At 74.7% G+C, this 20,281-nt stretch carries 16 protein-coding genes and 2 pseudogenes; 12 read left to right on the top strand and 6 right to left on the bottom strand.

Annotated elements, in window-relative coordinates; translation table 11 throughout:
* The first annotated feature begins 116 nt into the window (after positions 1-116).
* Positions 117-974: a sensor histidine kinase gene (locus tag ACFWP3_RS30740; protein WP_384227481.1), complete on the top strand. Its 858-nt coding sequence runs from the start codon at positions 117-119 to the stop codon at positions 972-974.
* The gene (locus ACFWP3_RS30735) at positions 971-1,648 is read left to right on the top strand and encodes a response regulator (protein WP_384227479.1); all 678 of its coding nucleotides are present in this window, start codon (positions 971-973) and stop codon (positions 1,646-1,648) included. Before ACFWP3_RS30740 ends, ACFWP3_RS30735 begins: the two co-directional genes overlap by 4 nt.
* A 12-nt stretch (positions 1,649-1,660) precedes the next feature.
* Here ACFWP3_RS30735 and ACFWP3_RS30730 read toward each other — a convergent pair whose 3' ends face one another.
* A complete protein-coding gene (locus ACFWP3_RS30730; RefSeq protein WP_384227477.1) occupies positions 1,661-2,572 on the bottom strand; it encodes a LysR family transcriptional regulator in 912 nt (303 codons plus the stop codon).
* Between the two features lie 71 nt (positions 2,573-2,643).
* Here ACFWP3_RS30730 and ACFWP3_RS30725 point away from each other — a divergent pair, with 71 nt between their 5' ends.
* The gene (locus ACFWP3_RS30725; RefSeq protein WP_384227475.1) at positions 2,644-3,570 is read left to right on the top strand and encodes an NAD-dependent epimerase/dehydratase family protein; all 927 of its coding nucleotides are present in this window, start codon (positions 2,644-2,646) and stop codon (positions 3,568-3,570) included.
* Positions 3,571-3,584: 14 nt separating this feature from the next.
* Here the strand turns inward: ACFWP3_RS30725 and ACFWP3_RS30720 are convergent.
* Positions 3,585-4,007 (bottom strand): annotated as a pseudogene (locus ACFWP3_RS30720) (GntR family transcriptional regulator); the annotation flags it as partial.
* Here ACFWP3_RS30720 and ACFWP3_RS30715 point away from each other — a divergent pair.
* From ACFWP3_RS30715 to ACFWP3_RS30700, 4 genes and pseudogenes are all read left to right on the top strand, one after another.
* A pseudogene (locus ACFWP3_RS30715) lies at positions 4,002-4,190 on the top strand (ABC transporter permease); the annotation flags it as partial. The pseudogenes ACFWP3_RS30720 and ACFWP3_RS30715 sit on opposite strands and share 6 nt — an antisense overlap.
* Before the next feature lie 5 nt (positions 4,191-4,195).
* The gene (locus tag ACFWP3_RS30710) at positions 4,196-5,599 is read left to right on the top strand and encodes an HAD-IA family hydrolase (RefSeq protein WP_384227473.1); all 1,404 of its coding nucleotides are present in this window, start codon (positions 4,196-4,198) and stop codon (positions 5,597-5,599) included.
* A gap of 68 nt (positions 5,600-5,667) precedes the next feature.
* Positions 5,668-7,575 carry a serine/threonine-protein kinase gene (locus tag ACFWP3_RS30705; RefSeq protein ID WP_384227471.1) on the top strand — a complete coding sequence of 636 codons (1,908 nt, stop codon included), beginning with the start codon at positions 5,668-5,670 and terminating at the stop codon, positions 7,573-7,575.
* Positions 7,576-7,598: 23 nt separating this feature from the next.
* A complete protein-coding gene (locus tag ACFWP3_RS30700; RefSeq protein WP_384227469.1) occupies positions 7,599-8,357 on the top strand; it encodes a GntR family transcriptional regulator in 759 nt (252 codons plus the stop codon).
* On the opposite strand, the gene ACFWP3_RS30695 is transcribed toward ACFWP3_RS30700, so the two are convergent.
* Positions 8,347-9,504, bottom strand: coding sequence for a phosphonate degradation HD-domain oxygenase (locus ACFWP3_RS30695; protein WP_384227467.1), 1,158 nt, complete (start codon positions 9,502-9,504; stop codon positions 8,347-8,349). The genes ACFWP3_RS30700 and ACFWP3_RS30695 overlap by 11 nt on opposite strands.
* Before the next feature lie 149 nt (positions 9,505-9,653).
* Here ACFWP3_RS30695 and ACFWP3_RS30690 point away from each other — a divergent pair, with 149 nt between their 5' ends.
* Complete coding sequence (locus tag ACFWP3_RS30690) at positions 9,654-10,742, top strand: DUF2330 domain-containing protein (protein ID WP_384227465.1); 1,089 nt, start codon at positions 9,654-9,656, stop codon at positions 10,740-10,742.
* Between the two features lie 51 nt (positions 10,743-10,793).
* Here the strand turns inward: ACFWP3_RS30690 and ACFWP3_RS30685 are convergent, their stop codons facing one another.
* The 3 genes from ACFWP3_RS30685 to ACFWP3_RS30675 all read right to left on the bottom strand — a co-directional run bounded on the left by ACFWP3_RS30685 (position 10,794) and on the right by ACFWP3_RS30675 (position 14,652).
* Positions 10,794-12,386 (bottom strand): carboxylesterase/lipase family protein, encoded by a 1,593-nt coding sequence (locus ACFWP3_RS30685; RefSeq protein WP_384227463.1) that lies wholly within the window; start codon positions 12,384-12,386, stop codon positions 10,794-10,796.
* Positions 12,383-13,303 (bottom strand): 5'/3'-nucleotidase SurE, encoded by a 921-nt coding sequence (surE, locus tag ACFWP3_RS30680; RefSeq protein WP_384227461.1) that lies wholly within the window; start codon positions 13,301-13,303, stop codon positions 12,383-12,385. Before surE ends, ACFWP3_RS30685 begins: the two co-directional genes overlap by 4 nt.
* A gap of 86 nt (positions 13,304-13,389) precedes the next feature.
* Positions 13,390-14,652 (bottom strand): MFS transporter, encoded by a 1,263-nt coding sequence (locus tag ACFWP3_RS30675; protein ID WP_384227459.1) that lies wholly within the window; start codon positions 14,650-14,652, stop codon positions 13,390-13,392.
* Positions 14,653-15,792: 1,140 nt separating this feature from the next.
* Here ACFWP3_RS30675 and ACFWP3_RS30670 point away from each other — a divergent pair.
* The 4 genes from ACFWP3_RS30670 (at position 15,793) to ACFWP3_RS30655 (ending at position 20,112) form a co-directional block, all read left to right on the top strand.
* Complete coding sequence (locus tag ACFWP3_RS30670; RefSeq protein ID WP_384227457.1) at positions 15,793-16,518, top strand: phosphatase PAP2 family protein; 726 nt, start codon at positions 15,793-15,795, stop codon at positions 16,516-16,518.
* A 130-nt stretch (positions 16,519-16,648) separates the two neighbouring features.
* Positions 16,649-18,175 carry a carboxylesterase/lipase family protein gene (locus tag ACFWP3_RS30665; RefSeq protein ID WP_384227455.1) on the top strand — a complete coding sequence of 509 codons (1,527 nt, stop codon included), beginning with the start codon at positions 16,649-16,651 and terminating at the stop codon, positions 18,173-18,175.
* Between the two features lie 43 nt (positions 18,176-18,218).
* Positions 18,219-19,226, top strand: a complete 1,008-nt coding sequence (locus ACFWP3_RS30660; RefSeq protein ID WP_384227452.1) for a LacI family DNA-binding transcriptional regulator — start codon at positions 18,219-18,221, stop codon at positions 19,224-19,226.
* 85 nt (positions 19,227-19,311) lie between these two features.
* On the top strand, positions 19,312-20,112 hold the full coding sequence (locus ACFWP3_RS30655) for a hypothetical protein (RefSeq protein WP_384227450.1): 801 nt from the start codon (positions 19,312-19,314) through the stop codon (positions 20,110-20,112).
* The last annotated feature ends 169 nt before the right edge of the window (positions 20,113-20,281 follow it).

The following is a 20,281-nucleotide window of genomic DNA, read 5'->3' as shown; positions in this document are numbered from 1 at the left end:
CGGGGGCCCCGGACCCTGCGTCAGCCCCCGGATGTAAAGGTCGGGTCAGGTCATCCTGGGGATGTACGCGAACCGTCCGGCAGAATGACACCCGGACGGACGGGGGGAGTTCGGGAGTGGAACCGATCATCGCGGTGGCCGCGGCATGCCTGGCCACGGCCGTGGCCGGAGGGCTGGGCCTGGCGCTGCTGCGGGCCCGGCGCGGGCACCGGGCGGCCATGGGGGAGCGAGGCTGGCTGCTGGAACGGGAGCGCGAGAGCGCGGCCCGCGCCGCCGTCGACGCCGAACGGGCCAGGATCGCGGCCGAACTCCACGACATCGTCAGCCACAACGTGAGCCTGATGGTGGTCCAGGCCGGCGCCGCCCGGGAGGTGGTGGCCAGCATGCCGGCGGAGGCCGCGGCGGCGATGGCCGCCGTGGAGCGGGCCGGACGGACCACGATGACCGAACTGCGGCACCTGCTCGGCCTGTTGGCGCCCGCACAGGACGGCCGGGACGAGCCCTACGCCGCCGGCCCGGCAGCGGAGCTGTCTCCGCAGCCCAGCCTGGTCCGGCTCGGCCCGCTGATCGACAAGTTCGCCTTCGCGGGACTGCCGGTGGAGGTGCGCGTGTCCGGGGACCCGCGCCCGCTGCCCGCCGGGATCGACGTCACTGCGTACCGCATCATCCAGGAAGCGCTGACCAACGCCCTCAAGCACGGAGACGGCGGGAAGACGGAGGTGACGGTGCGGTACGCGGACCACGCGCTGCGCGTGGAAGTGCTCACGACCGGGCCCAGCGTCCTCAGGGACGGAGCACGCGGGCGCGACGGCGCCGCAGGCGGCGGGGACGCCGCGCCCAGGGCCGAGGGCACCGGACGCGGACTGCTCGGCCTGCGCGAGCGCGTCGCCGTCTACGGCGGCGACCTCGACGCCCGCCGCCGCCTCGGCGGCGGCTACCGGGTGAGGGCCCGCCTGCCCCTGGACCGGCCGTGACCGCCCCCGCCGGGCCCGCGCCCCGGGTGGTCATCGCCGACGACCAGGAGCTCGTCCGCACCGGCTTCCGGATGATCCTGACCGCGCGGGGGATCGACGTGGCCGGCGTGGCCGCCGACGGGGTCGAAGCGGTGGCCGCGGCGCGCCGGCTGCGCCCCGACGTCGCCCTGCTCGACATCCGGATGCCGAACATGGACGGCCTGGAGGCCGCCCGCCGGATCCTCGCCGAGGTCCCCGGCTGCCGGGTGATCATGCTGACGACCTTCGACCTCGACAGCTACGTCTACGCCGCCCTCGCCGCCGGTGCGAGCGGCTTCCTGCTCAAGGACGTGACCCCCGAACACCTCGCCGCCGCCGTCCGCCTGGTCGGCACCGGCGACGCGCTGCTCGCCCCGTCGATCACCCGCCGCCTGGTGGAGCGCTGCGCACCGGCGGCGGCCCGGCCGGCGGCCGGGCACCGGGAGCTGGACGCGCTGACCCCGCGCGAACGCGAGGTGCTGACCCTGCTCGGCCACGGCCGCTCCAACGCCGAACTGGCGGCCGAGCTGACGCTCAGCGAAGCCACGGTGAAGACCCATGTCGCCCGGATCTTCGCGAAGCTGTCCCTGCGCGACCGCGCCCAGGCCGTGGTGCTCGCCTACGAGACGGGCCTGGTCACGCCCGGCTCGCCGTGATCGCCTCCGCCGTCACGGAGCGGTCGCCCGCGGCGCCGGGCCGGCGGTGAGGGCCTCGGCCAGGGCTTGGGCGTAGGGGTGGGGGCGGCGTCGGCGGGGGAGCAGGAGGCCGATGTGGCGGGTGGGGCTTGGGGGGTTGATCTGGATCACCGTGGTCTGCGGGGACGGGTCCAGTGAGACCTGCGGGATCAGGGAGACGCCCACGCCCGCCGCCACCAGGGTCTGCGCGAAGAAGTAGTCGGTGGTCGACGCGCCCACCCGCAGTTCGAAGCCGGCGAGTTCCGCGTAACGGCGCAGGTACGCCTCGGTCTTGAGGCAGCCGATCACCCAGCGTTCGGCGGAGAGCTCGGCCGGGCTCAGCGAGGGCCGGTCCGCGAGCCGGTGGCCGCGCGGGACGACCAGCCGCAGCGGGTCCTCCATCAGCGGAACCCAGTCGAGCGCCGGACGCTCGCCCGGCCGCACCGGCGGCGGCCCGTCGAAGTGGTAGGCGAGGGCCAGATCGGCGGCGCCGCCGCGCACCATCGGCGTCGCCGCCTCCGGCTCGCTCTCCAGCACCGTCAGCTCCACCTCCGGATGCGCGGCCACGAACCGGGCGAGCGCGGCGGGCAGCAGATGGCGGCCGCCGCTGGTGAAGGTGGCCACGGTCAGGCGCGGGCGGGGCGCGGTGAGCCGGTCGATCTCGTGGCGGACCTGGTCCAGCTCGGCGGAGATCGCCTCCGCCGCCTCCACCAGCAGCCGTCCGGGCTCCGTCAGGGTGACCCCGCGGGTGCTGCGCACGGCCACCGGGTGCCCGAGCGTGCGCTCCAGCGCGGCGATGTGCTGGGAGACGGCCGACGGGGTCAGCAGCAGGGCGCCGGCGGCCCTGTTGAAGCTGCCGTGCTCCGCGACGGCCCGCAGGACGCGCAGCCGCTGCACATCGATCATCAGTCGTCCTTCATACGTGTTCAGCAAGTCATCAGTTCTGCTGGGGACCCTATAGCGGCAGAGTCGGGGGCATGAACACGATTCTTGTCATCGGCGGGAGCCGGTACTTCGGGAAGTCCCTGGTCACCAAGGCGCGGGACGCGGGGCACGAGGTCACCGTCCTCAACCGGGGCTCCAGTGCCCCGCCCGCCGGCGTCGGCCACCTCGTCGCCGACCGGGACGACGAGGCGGGGCTGCGGGCGGCGCTGGGCCCGCGCGGATTCGACGCCGTCATCGACCAGGTCTGCTACACGCCCCGGCAGGCCGCCGTCGCCCGCCGGGTCTTCGCCGGGCGGACCGGCCGGTACCTCATGACCTCGACGATGGAGGTGTATGACCCGGCCACCCTGCCCGGTCCCGGTCAAGGTTCCGTGCCCGTGCCCGTGCCCGTCACCGAGGACTCCCTGGACCTCGCGCGCACCCTGCCCGCGGCCCGGCACCCCGACCACGCCCAGGCCCACGCCTACGCCTACGCCGAGCAGAAGCGGCAGGCCGAGGCCGTCTTCCTGCGCGAGCCGGCCTTCCCCTTCGTCTCCGTACGGACCGCCCACGTGCTCGGCGGCGGACGGGAGGAGTTCACCGGGCGGCTGGCGCACTACGTGGAGCGGATCGCGGCCGGGACCCCGGTCGACGTGCACGAAGCCCCGTACGCCACCTCGTTCATCCATCACCGGGAGATCGCGGACCTGCTGTACTGGGCGGCCGGGCAGGAGTTCACCGGGCCGGTGAACGCGGCCTCGCACGGGGCGCTGGACGTGACCGGGCTCTGCGAGCTGGTCGCCCGGCGGCTCGGGCGGCGGCCGAGGTACCGGCTGATCGAACAGGGCGCCGCCGCCTCGCCGTTCTCCTTCGACCGCGCCTACGCCATGGACAACGGCCGGGCCGCCGCCCTGGGTTTCCGCTTCGGCCGGGTCGCCGACTGGCTGCCGCAGGCGATCGACGAAGCGGCCGAAGCGTAGCGCCCTTCCGGAGGTCAGCCTTCGCCCGCCCGCCGCTCCAACGGCGTTGCTACCGCCGAGTTGTTCACACTGAAGGTGACGCTGCCCGCCCGGTAGCGGTCGTCGGACCACTCGATCGGGCGGCCCGTCGCGGTCGCGGAGACGTGCCGCTGGCGCAGCAGCGGGCTGCCGCGCCGGATCTCCAGCAGCCGGGCGTCCTCGCTGCCCGCGGCGAGGGCGTCGATGAGGTGCTCGCCGTGGTGGGCGACGATCCCGGAGCCCTGCGCCAGGCTGTCCATGACGGAGCGGCAGTCCGCGGGCAGTGCCTCGACGGCCGCCGCGACCCAGTCCGCGTACGCGGTCCGCTCCACCATCGTGGGCTCCCCGTCGAGCAGGCGCAGCCGCAGCACGGCCAGGATCTCCGTACCCGGCTCCAGCGCGAGCCGCTCCGCCTCCTCGGCTTCCAGCCCTTCGCGGTGTGGATCGTCTCGATCTCCGGAGCCCAGGCCCGGATGTCCGTGGCCGTCTCCGTCCTCAGCCTCCTGATCACCTGGCTGCTGCTGCTCGCCCTCTCCCGGGCCGGAACCGCCCCGGCCACCGCCGCGGCCGCACCCGCCACCACCTCCCGCAAGGAGTCCTGACCCCGATGTCCACCACGCCCACCACCCTTCCCGCAGACGCGGCCGCCGCCGGGAAGCCGGCGGCCGACTCCGCGCGGCCCGCGGGTGCGCGCGTCGAATTCCGCGGCCTGCGCCGGGCGTTCGGCTCCACCGTCGCCCTCGACGGCCTCGACCTGACCGTCGAGCCCGGCGAACTCCTCGCCCTGCTCGGCCCGTCGGGCTGCGGGAAGACCACCGCCCTGCGCGTCATCGCCGGATTCGAGCAGCCCGACTCCGGTGAGGTCCTGGTCGACGGAGAGGACATCACCCGGGTCCCGGCCAACCGTCGCGACGCGGGCATGGTCTTCCAGTCGTACAGCCTCTTCCCCAACCTCAACGCCCGTGACAACGTGGCCTTCGGCCTGCGCGTCCGCAAGGTCGGCGCGGCGCAGCGCCGCGAGCGGGCCGCCGAACTCCTCGACCTGGTCGGCCTCCCCGACCACGGCGACCGCTACCCGCACCAGATGTCCGGCGGCCAGCAGCAGCGCGTGGCCCTGGCCCGGGCCCTCGCCCTGCGCCCGCGCGTACTGCTGCTCGACGAGCCGCTGTCCGCGCTGGACGCCAAGGTGCGGGCCAACCTGCGCGAGGAGATCCGCCGGCTCCAGCTCTCGCTGGGCATCACCACCGTGTTCGTCACGCACGACCAGGAGGAGGCACTGTCGATGGCCGACCGGGTGGCCGTCCTGAACGCCGGGAAGCTGGAGCAGTGCGCCGCCCCGGCCGAGCTGTACGAGCGGCCCGCGACGCCGTTCGTCGCCGAGTTCGTCGGCACCATGAACCGGCTGCCCGGACGGCTCACCGACTCCGGCCTGGTGGCCGTGGCGGGCGTCCGGCTGCCGGTGGACGGCCCCGTCCCGGCCACCCCGGACGTGGAGGTCCTCGTACGCCCCGAGAACGTGACGGCGACCGCCGACGCCGAGGGCGAGGCGACCGTGGTCTCCGCCTCCTTCTTCGGCTCGGTGACCCGTCTGCACCTGGAACTGCCCGGCGGCGTACCCGTCAAGGCCGACCTGCCCTCGCGGGACGCCGGGGCCCTGGTGCCCTTCGCCCTGGTCAGCGCCTCGCCGCGGCTGGTCGTGGACTCGGTGGTCGGCGGCTCGCTGGCCCATGTCCCCTTCGCCTTCACCGTGTCGGCCGACGACACCGAGCGCACCAAGCCGCACCCGGACCCCTACCGGGCGGCGGCCGGGCGCCTCGGGCTCGAACCGGGCGCCTGCGTGGCGGTGGAGGACTCGCCCGACGGCGCCGCCTCGGCGGAGGCCGCCGGATGCGGGGTCCTCGTGGTCCCCTCGCTGCTGCCGGTCCCGCCGTCACCGCGGCGGACGTTCGCGCGCTCGCTGGAGGACGTCACCCCCGCACTGCTGCGCGGCCGGGCGGAGCCGCCGGTGTGAGACCCGGCCCGGCCGGTTGGGTAGGGTGCCGGTCGTCGGGAGAGAAACTGCGTGGGAGACATGAGTTGATGAGTGGTCAGCAGCGGGGCGGGGACGGTACGGCTCAGGTCTTCCAGCCGCTAGCCGGAGACGATCCCACCACCATCGCCGGCTACCGGCTGGCCGCCAAGCTCGGTGCCGGCGGCATGGGCAAGGTCTACCTCTCCTACACGCCCGGCGGCCGGCCCGTCGCGATCAAGGTGATCCGGCCCGAGTTCGGCGAAGACGCCGAATTCCGCCGCCGGTTCACGCAGGAGGTCCAGTCCGCGCAGCGCGTGCAGGGCCTGTTCACCGCTCCCGTCATCGACGCCGACACCGACAGCGCCCAGCCCTGGCTGGCCACCGCGTACGTACCGGGCCCCTCGCTCGCCGACTCGGTGGTCGCGCACGGGGCGCTGCCGGTCGAGGCCGTCCTGCTGCTGATCGCCGGGATGGCCGAGGCCCTGCACGTCATCCACGGCGCGGGCATCGTCCACCGCGACCTGAAGCCGTCCAACGTGCTGCTCGCCGCGGACGGGCCCCGCGTCATCGACTTCGGCATCGCCCACGCCGCCGACGCGACCTCCCTGACCGGCAGCGGAGTGACCATCGGCACCCCGTCCTTCATGGCCCCGGAACAGGCCGCCGGGCGCAAGGTGACCCCGGCCACCGACGTCTTCGCGCTCGGCCAGGTCGCCGCGTACGCCGCCACCGGGACCCCCGCCTTCGGCGAGGGCACCTCGCACGGCGTGCTCTACCGCATCGTCCACGAGGAGCCCGACCTCAGCGGGGTCCCGGAGCGGCTGACCGAACTGGTCACCCGGTGCCTCGCCAAGGACCCGGAGGCCAGGCCGTCCCTGGCCGAGATCATCGCGCTCTGCCAGGCCGCCAACGCCGAGACCGTGCTGCGCCGCCCCGAGGACTGGCTGCCGGCCCCCGTCGCCGCCGACATCACGGTGCGCGCCGCCGCCCCCGCCCCGGTACAGACCCCGCCGCCCCCGGCCGCGGCCCCGGCCGTGCCGGCGTACGCGCCCACCGCGCCGGCGGCCCCGGCCACCCCGCCCCCGGGCTTCGGCCCGGCGCCGCACCAGCAGCCGACGCAGCAGCAGTCCATGCATCAGCAGCCCACGCAGCAGCACCAGAACCAGCCTCACCCGAACCAGCCGTACCAGCCGCAGCACCCCCCGCAGCAGCCCCAGTCGTACCCCACACCGCCCCCCGGCCCCGCCGCGCCGCCGCCGGCCCACGGGCACGCCTACGCCCCGACGCAGTTCCCGCCGCAGCCGCAGCAACCCCGCCCGTACCCCGGCGGGTTCATGCCGCAGCCCGTCCAGCCCCCGAAGAAGTCGGGCAGGAAGGGCGTGCTCATGGCGCTGGCGGCCGTCCTGGTCTTCGCGGTGGCGGGCAGCGCCACCGCCTACGTCCTGCTCAAGAAGAACGACGGGCAGCAGGCGCAGGGCAGCGGCTCCGGGCAGGACAAGGGCAAGGGAGCGGACCAGGCCGGGGGAGGCCAGACGGGCTCGGCGCAGCCGGGCGCCAAGCCGGGCACCAAGACCGATCCCAAGCCCACCGACCACAAGGGCATCAACCTCACCGCGGGCTACCACCTGACCCTCGGCGACGAGGACATCCGGCCCCAGGACGGCGAGGACGGCGGCTACGAACTCTCCTACGACACCGGCGGATACCTCGACGCCGAGACCTCGGACGGGAACATGGTGCTGCTCGACCCCGGGCAGGAGGGAACCCTCGCCGTCTGCCGCGCCGAGACCCGCTTCGCCAAGAGCATCTACCTGACCAAGCTGTCGAAGGGGCGGCAGATCTGCGTCACCACCGGAACCGGGCACCTGGCCCTCGTGACGGTGCAGGGCTTCTCCCCCGAGAACTCGCCCAGCAAATACATGACGCTGGACGTGACGGTCTGGCGCAACGCGGTCCGCTCCGGCGCGGGCAGCTGAGCCGCGGTCCCGGTCCCGGTCCCGTGAACCAGGCACCACCGCCCCGGACCCCGCTCTACCTCCAGGTCGCCGCGGACCTGCGGGCCGCCATCACCGCGGGCGAGTACGGCTCCGGGGCCCGGCTCCCCGCCGAGGACGAACTGGCCCGCCGCTACGGCGTCTCGCGGGGTACGGTCCGCCAGGCGCTGGCCGCGCTGCGCGGCGACGGCCTGATCACCTCCCGCCGCGGCACCCGCCGGGTCGTGCAGGCCGGGCCGGGCGGCGCGGCCGGCACCACCGAGCTGCGCAGCTTCACCCGGTGGGCGCGCTCGCTGGGCGAGCGGCCGGGCGGCCGCACCGTCTCCGTCGTCCCGGGGCAGGCGGACGCCGAGGAGGCCGAGCAGCTGCGGATCGAACCCGGCGCCCCCGTCCACCGCCTCCTGAGGCTGCGCACGCTGTCGGGCACCCCCGTGATGGTCGAGCGCACGACATATCCCGGGGCGGTCGGCGAGCTGGTGGCGGCCATGCCCGCGGACACCGTCTCGTACTCGGAGCAACTCGCCCTGCACGGCGTACTGTTCACCGACGCCCACCACACCATCGACATCGCCCCGGCCGACGAGGACGACGCGCGCCTGCTGGGCTGCCGGGCCGGGGAGTCGCTGCTGCGGGAACGCAGGCGCTCCACCGACCCGGCGGGCGTCCCGGTGGAGTGGTCCCAGGACCGGTACCTGCCGGGGACGGTGGCCTTCACCGCGCACAGCACCTCGGCCGGCGCCCTGGGCCGCAGGCTCAGGCCCTGACCAGCAGCCCCTCCAGCAGGGGGCGGAAGGAGTCGAAGTCCGGGACGGCCGCGTCCGGGTCCTTGGCCTGTTCGTCCCAGCGCCTGACGGCCACCGCGTCGGCCGCGCCCGGCAGTGCCTCGAAGGCGCGCGCCTGGGCCTCGGTCATCGGCCCGCCCTGCACGCGCAGGGTGTGCACGGAGGCCTCGGACAGCAGGTCGAAGTAGCCGGGCTCGGCCGTGCACAGGTACCGCTTCGCGGCGACGTGCAGCCGCACCGGCTCGGTCACCTCCGGCCCGAACCACTGGGCCAGCCAGTCGGCTCCGGTGTGGCTGTGCCGGTTGTCCAGGCCGCCCTCCATCAGGTCCCGTCCGGTCACGGTCCCGTGGAAGTGCCCGATGTCGTGCAGCAGCGCCGCGGCGACGAGGTGCGCGGGGGCGCCGGCCGCCTCGGCGAGTGCGGCGGCCTGGAGCATGTGACCGGCCTGGGTGACGGCCTCTCCCAGGTACTCGGAGCCGCCCTCGCCCTCGAAGAGCGCGGCGAGCAGGTCGACGGGGCCGGGCCCCTGGTCGCGGGCGGTCATGCGCGGTCTCCTTCGCGGTGCAGGACGGCAAGGGTGGACAGCAGGCCGTCGAGGTCGGCGTACGCGCCCTGGAGGTGGCGGGCGCCGGATTCGGCGAAGGCCGTACGGGCGTGCAGCAGGCGGGTGTTGTCGAAGACGAGGCAGTCGCGGGACGCCGCGCAGCAGGACGAAGCCGAGGCGCGCGACGCTCTCCAGCGCCCGGATCCGCACCCGCCGGTCGCCGGTGTACGCCTCCCAGCCGGCCTCGGGGAGCCGTCCGTGCAGGTCCGCCGCGGCCCACAGCTCCTTGTCCGCCTCGGTCCGGCCGTCGCCCGGCCGGGGCGCGCCGCCGGCGCCGGGTGCGTGGGCGGCCAGCCAGGCCTGCGGGTAGACGGACCGGTGTCCGTCGGGCTCCCACCGCACCTCCCGGCCCGGGCTGCCGTCGGCCGCCGGTACGCCGTCCCGTACCCGGCCGACGGCCAGGTCCTCGGGCAGGTCGGTGATCTGGAACAGCTTCTGGCCGGTGCGCGGATCTCGGCAGTCGGCGCACGGACAGTTGTCGCGCAGCCAGAAGGCGGGCGGGTGGAGGGTTCGAGTCGCGGACACCGGTGCTCCCGTCGGAGTTGTATATACAACTTTTCGGACGGCATGCTGGCAGTGCCGGATGACCGGAAGATGGCGCCGACATGTCCGAAGGCCGTCTGCCGAGCCCGCGGAACCGGATCGCGCGGGCCGTCGTCTGAGACCCCGTGTGGATGAGACGAAGAATCGCCGCCTTGCTGTTCGCCCTGCTCGCGACCCAGGTGGGCGCCCTGGCCAACCCCGCCTTCGCGTGCGGATGCGGAGCGATGGTGCCCGACCGGCAGTCCCGGATCGGCGTCGACCGCGAGACCTCCGTCGTGCGCTGGGACGGCCGTACGGAACAGATCGTGATGCGGTTCACCGTCGACGGGGACGCGCACCGGGCCGCCTGGATCATGCCCGTGCCGGGCCGGGCCACGGTGGAACTGGGCGACGCGGAGGTGTTCGGCGAACTCTCCCGGCTGACCCGGCCCGAACGCAGGACCCGCGGCTACTTCTGGCCGCGCGACGGCGACTGGCCCTTCTCCGCCACGGACGGGGCCACCGCCGGCGCGCCGCCGCCCGGCAGCGCCGACCCGGGCGTCGGCGTCGTCGGCCGCGAGCGGCTCGGCGACTTCGACGTCGCCCGCCTGACCGCCACCGACCCCGACGCCCTGAAGAACTGGCTGGAGACCAACGGCTTCGACCTCCCCGAACGGCTCACCGCCGAGGTCAAGCCCTACGTCGACCGGAAGTGGGAGTACGTGGCGGTACGACTGGCCCCCCGGCAGCCGGGCACACCGCTGCGCGGGGACCTGGACCCGCTGAGGATCCGCTTCGACAGCCCGACGCCGGTCTACCCGATGCGGCTCTCCCGGATGGCCAAGTCCCCCCAGTCCCTCGGCCTGTACGTCCTGGCCGACCACCGCATGGAGCCGAGCTCGACGATCGGCGGATCCGCCCCCGAGGTGACCTTCGCCGGGAAGATCGCCCCGAAGGACGGACCGCTCGCCGAACTCACCGGCGGACAGCCGGTGTTCCTCACCGCGATCGACCAGCGGTTCCCCGAGCCGGGCCGCATCGACGCCGACCACGAACTGCGGGCCACCGCCCAGGACACCCCCTACCGCAGGGTCGTCTACCGGGGTGAGCTGCTCACTGTGGGGGACGGCATCCCGGTCTGGCTCCTGACGGTGTCCGCCCCGCTCGTCGCGGTGGCGGCGTCGGCCCTGGTCGTCCTGCGGCGCCGACGCCGCCGTACGGCCGCGGGTGCGGCCGTGTGATCAGGGCGGCTCCCTGAGCGGAGCCGCCGTGTGATCAGACCCGCCGCCTGATCAGAGCGGCCGGTCCGGCTGCGTCCGCCAGAACGCGCACTGGTGGTCCGCCCCGAACGACGAGCCCGGGCCCGTCGGCCCCGGGCCGAGCGTCAGCACCGGGGCGACCCCCGAGCCGGGCACGGCCGCCGGCCACGGCACCTGGCCCGGCACGACGGGCGCGCCGAAGCGGGCGAAGGCACCCCAGTAGCGCTTCATCCGCGTCGCCAGCGCCACCTGCACCGGGGTCAGCGGCCGCTCACCCATGGTGAAGTCGTGCAGATAGGCCAGTTCGGCGCTGTGCCCGTTCGACTGGTCCAGGCCCGGCACCTGCGCCCCGGCCAGCGTCGGTGACCGCGGATCGTCGAACTCGTACGCGTACGTCGGCACTTGGGAGGCGAACAGCTCCGCCGTCCACGCGGTGTGGCAGGCGAAGGTCGAGTCCGTCAGCACGGCCGACAGCGCCAGGTACGGCGAGCCGTGGGCCTCCACCGGGTAGCGTGCGAGCACTTCGGGCCCCGCGGCCCCGTACCCCGCGAGGACCTGCGCCGCGTACTGCTCCCGGGTCAGGTTCGGCTGCGTCAGCGCGACGAAGAACCGGCCCTCGGAACGGGTGCTGCCGATCATGACCGGCACCCTGTTCCACGCGCCGCCGCGGATCGCCCGCTCCGGCCCGACCGGCAGCAGGCCGTCGCCCGACGCCGGACCCGAAGTGGGCAGCGTACGGGCCGCCTCGACCAGCGCAGCCCCCGAGGCCCCGCGCAGACACGCGGCCACCCCGGCCGGACCGGAGCACCCCGCCCGCGCGGCGAACTCCCGCGCCAGGGACTCGGCCCGGGCCCGGTCGGTCGTACGCAGCAAGGTGCACGGCCCGCTCTGCAGCACCGCCCGGTGGAACAGGCCGGCCGCCGAAGGAGCCGCCAGCAGCGCGCACACGGACCCGCTCCCCGCCGACTGCCCGGAAACCGTGACGCTCCGCGGATCGCCGCCGAAGGCGCCGATGTTCTCCCGGGTCCACCGCAGCGCGGCGATCTGGTCCATCAGCCCGAACGAGCCGGACCGCACCTCGCGCGGCCCGTTCAGCTCCGGAAGCTCCAGATAACCGAGCTGCCCCAGCCGGTAGTTGATGCTCACCACCACGGTCTGGGTGAGCTCGGCCATGGTCCGCCCGCCGAACTGGGTCCCGGTGCCCTGGCTGTACGCACCCCCGTGCATCCAGAAGAGCACCGGCAGCCGGGCTCCGGGACGGGCCGACCGCGGCCGGTAGACGTCCAGGTACAGGCAGTCCTCGCTGACGGCCGCCGGATCGCGCAGGCCGAACGGGGAGAACTGCAGGCACGCCGGACCCTGCCGGACGGCCTCCCGCACCCCGGTCCAGCGCGCCGCCGGCCCCGGCGCCCTCAGCCGGGCCTCCCCGACCGGGGGAGCGGCGTACGGGACGCCCAGGAACTCCTGCGCCCCGTCCCGGGTCTGTCCGCGCAGGGAGCCCTGCGCGACGGAGACCACCGGGTCCGGCGCCCCGCCGCCCCGCGCCGCCGCCGGGGCGGCCGGGGCGAGCAGCCCCAGCGCCAGGGCGAGGACGGCGCCGAGCAGCGGTCCGCGCCGGCGTCTCACGGGCGGAGCCCGGCGATCAGGGCGGAGGTTACGGCGTGGTCGGCCAGGCCGGTGTTCCAGTCGGCGTTCATCGGGCTCACGGCGATCCGGCCCGCAGCGACCGCCTCGAGGTCGCCGCCCTTGGCGGCGGGCCGCAGCGCGACCTTGACGGACACCTTCCAAGTGCCGTCGCCGGAGTCGGTGAAGTCCGGCTGGAGGAAGTTCTGCGGATCCTGGAAGGTCGCGGCCACACCGGCGGCCGTGCCCTTGCCGTCGGCGCCGACCACCGGGTGGTTGACGTTGAGGCCGACTCCGGCGGGCAGCAGCCGCCCGGACCGGGCCCGCGCCCGCAGCCGGTCGATCAGCTTGACGGCGAAGTCGAGGGTCGGACCCATCGCGTTGACGGTGGTGACCGGGTCGGGCACGGTGAGGCCGCCGGTGCTCAGGGCGATGGCCGGCACCCCGGACTCCAGCGCGGCGACGGCGCCGCCTACCGTACCGGAGTGGGTGGCGAGCCCGGCGACGTTCGGGCCGAAGTTGGTGCCGGAGACCACGAGGTCGGGGGCCTTGGCCGCGAAGACCTCGGCGAGCCCGAAGGAGACGGAGTCGCCCGGAGTGCCGTCCACCGCCCACACCTTGGGCTCGGGGTGCTTCACCACGATGGTGGGGGCGTTGGACACCTTCGTGCCGGTGCCGCTCTGGTTGGTCAGCGGGGCCACGATCGTGACGTCGTGGCCGGCCGCGGTCAGCCGCTCGAAGGCCTTGCGGATGCCGGGCGCGTCGTACCCGTCGTCGTTGGTGAGCAGGATCCGCAGCGGGGCGGTGCGTTCGGGCGCCGGGCCGGCGGTCCGCGGGGCGGCGGCCGCGGGCACCGTACCGGCCAGGGCCGGGGTGCACAGCAGCAGGGCGGCCAGCGGCAGAACGCGCTTGCGATTCACGGGGATGCTCCTTCGGAGGGGTGGGTGAGTGGGCGGGTGGGGCGGTTTACGGGGGATGCCGGGCCCGGCGGACCCGGCACCCGGGGTCAGCGCACGCTGCGGATCGGGAGGATGGCCAGCGCGCCGATCAGCGACAGGGCCCCGCCCGCCAGGAAGAGCGGGGTGTAGCCGCCCAGTCCGGTGACGATGGCCGAGGCGACGAAGGGGGCGACGATCTGCGGCCCGGCGTTGGCGATGTTGAGGACGCCCATGTCGCGGGCGGCGTCCTCGGCGCGGGGCAGGACGAGGGTGACCAGCGCCGTGTCGACGGCCATGAAGCAGCCGAAGGCGAGGCCGTTGAGCGCGCTGAAGACGATCATGCCGGTCCACGTCGGGCTGATCACGGGGACCGCCATGACCAGTCCGGCGAGGGCGGCCGAGACGCCGACGAACACCTTGCGGCGGTTCCACCGGTCGGACAGCAGGCCGCCGAGCACCGTGGAGAGGGCCATCGCGACCATCGAGACCGGGGTGAGGACCGCCATCGCGGCGGGCGGGGTCAGCCCGGCGGGCAGCGCGATGTGGTCGTCGAGGATGTACAGCTGGTAGCCGACGACCGAGAAGTAGCCGAGGACCATCAGGGCCCGGCCGATGAAGGCCCACCGGAAGTCGTGGTGGGACAGCGAGGAGAGGAAGGCGGCGATCCCGGAGCCCTTGGGGCGGGCGGCCTTGGCGGCCGCCGCCTCGACGGCGGCGGCGGTGCGCGGGACGTCCCGGCAGAGGGTGGTGAGCAGCAGCGCCGCCACGGCGACGATCGCGCCGAAGATCAGGTAGCCCGTACGCAGGTGGTCCGCGGTCTGCGAGGCGATGAGCACGCCGACCGTGCCGCCGATGGGCAGGCCCAGCCCGACCAGCGCCGAGGCGGTGCCGCGGCGGGCGGCCGGGATCCGGTCGGGCACGATCGCGGTGACCGCGGCCTGGTAGACGTTCATGGTCGCCTGGGCCAGGCACCAGGCGGTGCCGACCAGGAGCGCGGTGCTCACACTGCCGAGCAGGGCCAGGGCGGCGAGCGAGGCGAGGGCGCCGCCCAGGATCCAGGGGCCGCGGCGTCTGCTGCGGTCGGACAGGGCGCCCGCGATCGGGTTGAAGGCGGTGGCGAAGATCGAGCTGACTCCGCCGATCAGGCCCAGGACCGCGACCTTGTTGACGGGGTCGATGGCGGCGACCTGGAGGGGCAGCAGGACCGAGCCCACACCCATGTAGACCGCCATCATGGCGGAGTTCGCGAACAGCAGCAGGGGCAACAGCCCGCGCTGGCGCGGCGGTTCGGGGGCTGCGGGGACGGGTTCGACGACGTCGGGCAGGGCCATGACGACTCCTCGGGGGACGGAGCGGGGAGGTGGCGGTGTGCGGGGCGCCGCGTACGGGGGAGGGGTGGCGCGGGGGACGCGGCGGCGGCCGGGGACGCCGGGAGAAGCGGCGGACGAGCGCGGTTACCTGATGTTGTTACACGTGTCACCTGCGGCGCTGGACACTGTGTAGCACCCATTTCCGGCCGCCGCCAGAGGTTCGGCCGGGTCCTGGTGCAGATCGTGACCGCCCAGAGATCCCTTGTGCCATGACGTGTAACCAACGCTTGTGCGAGGCCCGAGTCTCGGCCATACTCCGTGCCGCAGCGGCGCAGCCCGCAGCCCAACCCACCGCCTGGGCCCCAACCCACCGCCTGGGCCCCAACCCACCGCCGGGGCCCCAACCCCGCCGGGGCCCCAACCCACCGCCCGGACCCCGGCCCCCTGAGCCGGCGCCCACCTTCCCCTCCCCCCAGGGCCCCACCCTCGACCCCGCCCCCGCCCCTCGGCCTGCCCCCGTCCAGCCCTCGGCCTTGCCCCGTCCCGCGCCTCGCCTTGCCCTCCGTCCGGCCCCTGGGCTTCGCCCTCGGCCTTGCCGCGTCCCGCGCCTTGGCTTTGCCCTCCGTCCAGCCCCCCGCCTCCGCCCCTCGGCCTTGCCGCGTCCCGCGCCTCGGCTTTGCCCTCCGTCCGGCCCCTCGGCCTTACCCTCTGGCCCTGTCCCTCGGCTGCGCCCCTGGCTCCTGGTTACGCCCCTGGCCGGGCCCTGGGCTCCACCCTTGGCCTGGCCCTCCGTTCCGCCCTCGACCTCGCCCCGTCCAGCCCCTCGGCCTTGCCCCCGCTCCGCCCTCGGCCTTGCCCGCGTCCCGCGCCTTGGCTTTGCCCTCCGTCCAGCCCCTGCGGTCCGTCCTTGGCTCTTGGGGCTGGCCTCCGTTCCGCCCTTGGCTTCGCCTAGCGGTGGTCTTCCGCTCGGCGGTGGCGATGGAGGCTCCGCGTCGGTCGGTCGCCGCGCCGCCGTTGTCGTGCGCGGCTCGCCGCTGGTCCCGTCGCCGTGTAGCCCCGCCGCTCGCCCCCGGCCGTCCGTCCCCGCAGCCGTTCCCGCTGTCCAACCTCGCCGCTCGCCCTCCCGTGTCCGCTCTCCGGGGCGCCCGTGAAAGGCCCGCCATGACCCACTCCTCGCGCTCGTCGCGCCCAACGCACCCGCCCGCCCCCGCACCGCGGCCCCCGCACCACCTGCCGGCCGCGCCGCCCCGTCACGCGCTCGCCTGGGGGATCGCCCTCCTGCTCCTGCCATTGCTCGTCGCCCTGCTGCTCCGCGCGGTCGAACGGCCCTTCTTTCAGGGGCTCGACGACTGGTGGGAGGCCTCGGTGAACAATTCGTCCGCCGCCGGGGACGGCGGGTTCGCCCTCGTGCTCGACCGGCTCGGCGGCCCGCTCGGGATGATCCTGCCGCTCCTGCTGATCGGCGTCCTGTGCGTGTACGGGCGCTGGCGCTCGTCGCTGTTCGTCCTCGCGGCGGCCGTCGCCGCCAACGTGGTCGTGCTGCTGCCGCTCAAGCGGCTCGCCGACCGCCCGCGTCCGCCGCACCCGTGGGTCCTGGTCAACGAGGGCTCGTACCCCTCCGGCCAGGTGTTCAGCGCCGTGACCCTGGTGATCGTGGCCGGACTGGTGGTGTTCCCGCCCCGTGCGCGACGCTGGTGGTGGCCGGTCGGTGCCACGTACGTCCTCGCGATGATGGGGAGTAGGACCTGGCTGCACGCCCAGTGGCTCAGCGACACCTTCGCCGGCGCCCTGCTCGGCGCCGGGGCCTGCCTGGTGCTGTGGCGGGTCTTCGCCCCGCTGCTGCGCACGGAGGCGGAGCGCATGGCCGCGGACAGTCTGTGGCTGTGAGGTCTGGGGGAGAGAGACCCGAGCCCCGACCCCGGGCTCTGTTATTGCGAAGTGTTGACGGCCGATAATTTTGCGCAATAGTCTCCTCGTGTCGGCGCGCATCCGGCGCGCGGCCAGGAAGGACCGGCACATGGCTCACTCTCCAGGCGAGGACCCGATGGTCGTGGACCTGCCCGCAGGGCGGCTCCGCGGCGCGGACGAGGACGGGCTCCTCGTCTTCCGCGGCGTTCCGTACGCCGAACCGCCGGTCGGCGACCTGCGCTGGCGCCCGGCCCGGCCGCATGCGGGCTGGACCGGGATCCGGGACGCCACCGCCGACGGGCCGAGCGCGCCGCAGCTCTACCAGGAGGGCGGCGACCCGGTGCTCGGCGGCCACGGCGAGCCCCCCTTCGACGAGGACTGCCTGACCCTCAACGTCTGGACGCCCGCCGCCGACGGAGCCCGCCGCCCGGTGCTCGTCTGGATCCACGGAGGCGGCTTCGTGTCCGGCTCCGGGTCGCTGCCCGGCTACTCCGGCGCGACCTTCGCCCGCGACGGCGACCTCGTGGTCGTGAGCATCAACTACCGCATCGGGCCGCTCGGTTACCTCTGCCTCGGCCCCGGCGAGGGCGCCAACCACTGGCTCACCGACCAGCTCGCCGCCCTGCACTGGGTGCGGGAGAACATCGCCTCCTTCGGCGGCGACCCCGACGCCATCACGGTCGCCGGGCAGTCGGGCGGCGCCGTGTCCACCGCCGCACTCGCCGGGCATCCGCGGACGCGGGGCCTGATCAAGCGGGTGATCCTGCAGAGCCCGCCCTTCGGCCTGGACCTCCCCGCCCCGGACGCCGCCCTCGAACGCACCGCCGTCTACCTCGAGCTCGCCGGGGTCAAGGACGAGGCCGAACTGCGCACCCTGCCCTGGCCCGAGCTGATCGGAGCGGCCGCCGGACTGTTCGGGCGGACCATGCGGTGGGGGTACTGGCCGACCCCCTTCCTGCCCGTGATCGACGGCGCCACCCTGCCCCGGCATCCGGCCGAGGCCCTGCTGAGCGGGGCGCCGGCCGACATCGACGTCATGATCGGCTGGACGCGGGAGGAGGCCGCCTTCGGCTTCGCGCTCGACGAGCGGTACGCCGCCGCGACCCGGGAGCAGGTCACCGACCGCATCGCGGAGACCTTCGGCGCCTCCCGCGCCCCCGCCGTGTACGCGGCGTACGAGCGGACCCGCCCCGGCGCCCGCCCGCACGACGTCCTCATGGACCTGATCACGGACGAGCTCTTCCGGGTCCCCGCCGTACGGCTGGCCGAGGCCAGGGCCGAGCTCGGGCGGCCCGTCTGGGCCTACCAGTTCGACCTGCCCGCGCCCGCGTACGAGGGCCGGCTCGGCGCCGCGCACTGCCTCGAACTCCCCTTCGTCTTCGACAACTTCGACCAGTGGGCGCACGCCCCCTTCGCGGCCGGGATCGCCCCCGCCGTCCGCGACGGCCTCGCGCACGCCATGCACCAGGCCTGGATCGGCTTCGTCCGCACCGGCGACCCGAACCACTCCGACCTGCCGCGATGGCACCCGTACGACACCGCCACCCGCAGCACGATGCGCTTCGACTCGGTCGTCGGCGCCCTCGACGATCTCGCCGGCGACTCCCGGCTGCTTCATCTGACTCGTGTAACCTGAAAGGAGCCGTACGAGTCCGGCAGAAGGAGCTCCGAGGGACGTCATGGCCAAAGACACACGCGTCCCAGCGTCCATCACCAGTGCCGACGTGGCCCGGCTCGCCGGGGTGTCACGCGCCACCGTCTCCTTCGTGCTGAACGACACCCCCGGCCACCGCGTCAGCGAGAACACCCGCGCCCGGGTGCGCGACGCGGCCCGCCAGCTCGGCTACGTCCCGCACGCCGCCGCCCGGTCCCTGCGGGCAGGCCGCAGCAACCTCGTCCTGATGCCCGCGTCGATCTCCGCGATCGGCCGTCTCGTCAGCGACTGGGTGGACGACCTGCACAGCGAGCTCGACCGGCACGGCTACACGGCCGTGCTCCACGCCGGCCGGTTCGCCGACCCCCTCGACGCCGCCCGGGCCTGGGCCGAGATGCGCCCCGCGGCCGTGGTCGCCATGGACGGCGACCGCTTCGGCGGCCAGGCCGCCGAGCTGCTGCGCCGCGCCGGGGTGCGGGGGCTGCTCGCCTTCGCGGCCCATCCCGTCGCGGGCGTGCACACCGTCGGCTTCGACCACGCCAGGATCGGCGCCACCGCGGCCGAGCACCTCATCGCCCGGGGCCGCAGCCGGATCGGCGTCGTCATGCCCCTCGAACGCGGCCTGGGCACGCTCGCCCAGCCGCGCCTCGCCGGCGCCGAGTCCGTCGCCGCCCGCCACATGGCCACGGTCACGCCCCTCGAGCTGGCCTACACCCGCGAGTCCGCGACCGACCTCGCCCGGCGGTGGCGGAGCCTGGGGCTGGACGCCGTCTTCGCGTACAACGACGAATACGCGGCCCTGCTCCTGCACGCGCTCCAGGCGGAGGGCGTCTCCGTACCGGACGACGTTGCCCTGGTCGGCTGCGACGACCTCGTCCTGTCCTCGCTCCAGCAGCCCGCGCTCACCACGGTGCGGCTGGAGCTGCCGTCGGCCGCCCGGATCGCCGACACCGTGCACGAGCTGATCGACACCGGAACGGCCCCGCCGGTCGCACCCGTCGAGGCCGTCCTCGTCCACCGCCGCACCTCCTGACCGAGCCGCCGGAACGCCCGGGCCGCTCCTTGGCTCTCCGCGTCCCCGGATGGCCGGTGGGCCGCCGGGCGCGGACGATGGAGGAATGCGGCGGACCGAGGCATACGGCGCGGATACCGGAGGAATCTCCGGATTCCTGGAGAACCCGGTCATCGGCATGGCGCCGTGGATCGTCTTCTCGCTGCTCGTCGGACCGGGACGGTTCGAGATCGCGGTCGGGATCGCACTGGCGACGGCCGTCACGCTGATCGTGCTGAGCCGCGTGGTCAACCGAGGCAGCTCCTGGAAGCTGCTGGAACTGGCCGACGTGGTGTTCTTCGCCGCGCTGGCCGTCGTCGGGGCCACCGCGAGCGCGGGCACGCTGCGCTGGCTGGAGACGTACGCGGGCGAGCTGGCGAACATCACCCTCGCCGTGATCGCCTTCGGCTCCATGGCCGTGGGGATGCCCTTCACCCTCCAGTACGCCCGCGAGCAGGTCGACCCCGCGCTCTGGCACACGCCCGCCTTCGTCCGGACCAACTACGTGATCACGGCGGTGTGGGGGCTCGCCTTCGTGGTGGCGGCCCTCGCGGGCGCCTACGGGGACCTGGTCCTGCACAATCCGAACAACATCTGGACCGGCTGGATCATCCAGATCCTGGCGATCGTCGCGGCCCTCCGGTTCACGGGCTGGTACCCGGAGGTCGTGCGCGCCCGCGCGACCCGCGAGGCGGCCGGCCAGGGCGCGGAACCGCCCCGCCTAGCCGGCCTGCTGCTCCCGCTGGCCGGGCTGCTGGTGCCGATCGGAATCGCCGTCCTCGTCTTCGACGGCAACGTGTGGTGGCTCGGCGTGGCCCTGATGGTGGCGGGCGGAATCCTCACGAAGCGCTTGCAATCACGAAGCTGAACCCGCGGGGGCGGCGCCGCGCGGGCAGGGCCGAGGGGTGCGGTTGCGTCCCGACGGGCCTGCGCCGGGTGTCACCACGGGGTTCGGGTGCGGCGCCGTTGCGGGGGCGCTGCCCCCGGCCCCCGCGCCTCAATCGCCGGCGGGGCTGGTGGGGTGCCGGGCTTCGTGA

It is taken from the genome of Streptomyces sp. NPDC058525 (genome assembly GCF_042719495.1).
In the GTDB taxonomy this organism is placed as follows: domain Bacteria; phylum Actinomycetota; class Actinomycetes; order Streptomycetales; family Streptomycetaceae; genus Streptomyces.
This window is presented reverse-complemented; position numbering and strand designations above follow the sequence as displayed.

What these genes read in the sequence shown, in the direction of transcription:
- ACFWP3_RS30725 (WP_384227475.1), top strand. Translation starts at nt 2,644, where the DNA reads ATGAACACGATTCTTGTCATCGGCGGGAGCCGGTACTTCGGGAAGTCC.
- ACFWP3_RS30665 (WP_384227455.1), top strand. Translation starts at nt 16,649, where the DNA reads ATGGCTCACTCTCCAGGCGAGGACCCGATGGTCGTGGACCTGCCCGCA.
- ACFWP3_RS30705 (WP_384227471.1), top strand. Translation starts at nt 5,668, where the DNA reads ATGAGTGGTCAGCAGCGGGGCGGGGACGGTACGGCTCAGGTCTTCCAG.
- ACFWP3_RS30690 (WP_384227465.1), top strand. Translation starts at nt 9,654, where the DNA reads ATGAGACGAAGAATCGCCGCCTTGCTGTTCGCCCTGCTCGCGACCCAG.
- ACFWP3_RS30670 (WP_384227457.1), top strand. Translation starts at nt 15,793, where the DNA reads ATGACCCACTCCTCGCGCTCGTCGCGCCCAACGCACCCGCCCGCCCCC.
- ACFWP3_RS30710 (WP_384227473.1), top strand. Translation starts at nt 4,196, where the DNA reads ATGTCCACCACGCCCACCACCCTTCCCGCAGACGCGGCCGCCGCCGGG.
- ACFWP3_RS30675 (WP_384227459.1), bottom strand. Translation starts at nt 14,652, where the DNA reads ATGGCCCTGCCCGACGTCGTCGAACCCGTCCCCGCAGCCCCCGAACCG.
- ACFWP3_RS30660 (WP_384227452.1), top strand. Translation starts at nt 18,219, where the DNA reads ATGGCCAAAGACACACGCGTCCCAGCGTCCATCACCAGTGCCGACGTG.
- ACFWP3_RS30730 (WP_384227477.1), bottom strand. Translation starts at nt 2,572, where the DNA reads ATGATCGATGTGCAGCGGCTGCGCGTCCTGCGGGCCGTCGCGGAGCAC.
- ACFWP3_RS30655 (WP_384227450.1), top strand. Translation starts at nt 19,312, where the DNA reads ATGCGGCGGACCGAGGCATACGGCGCGGATACCGGAGGAATCTCCGGA.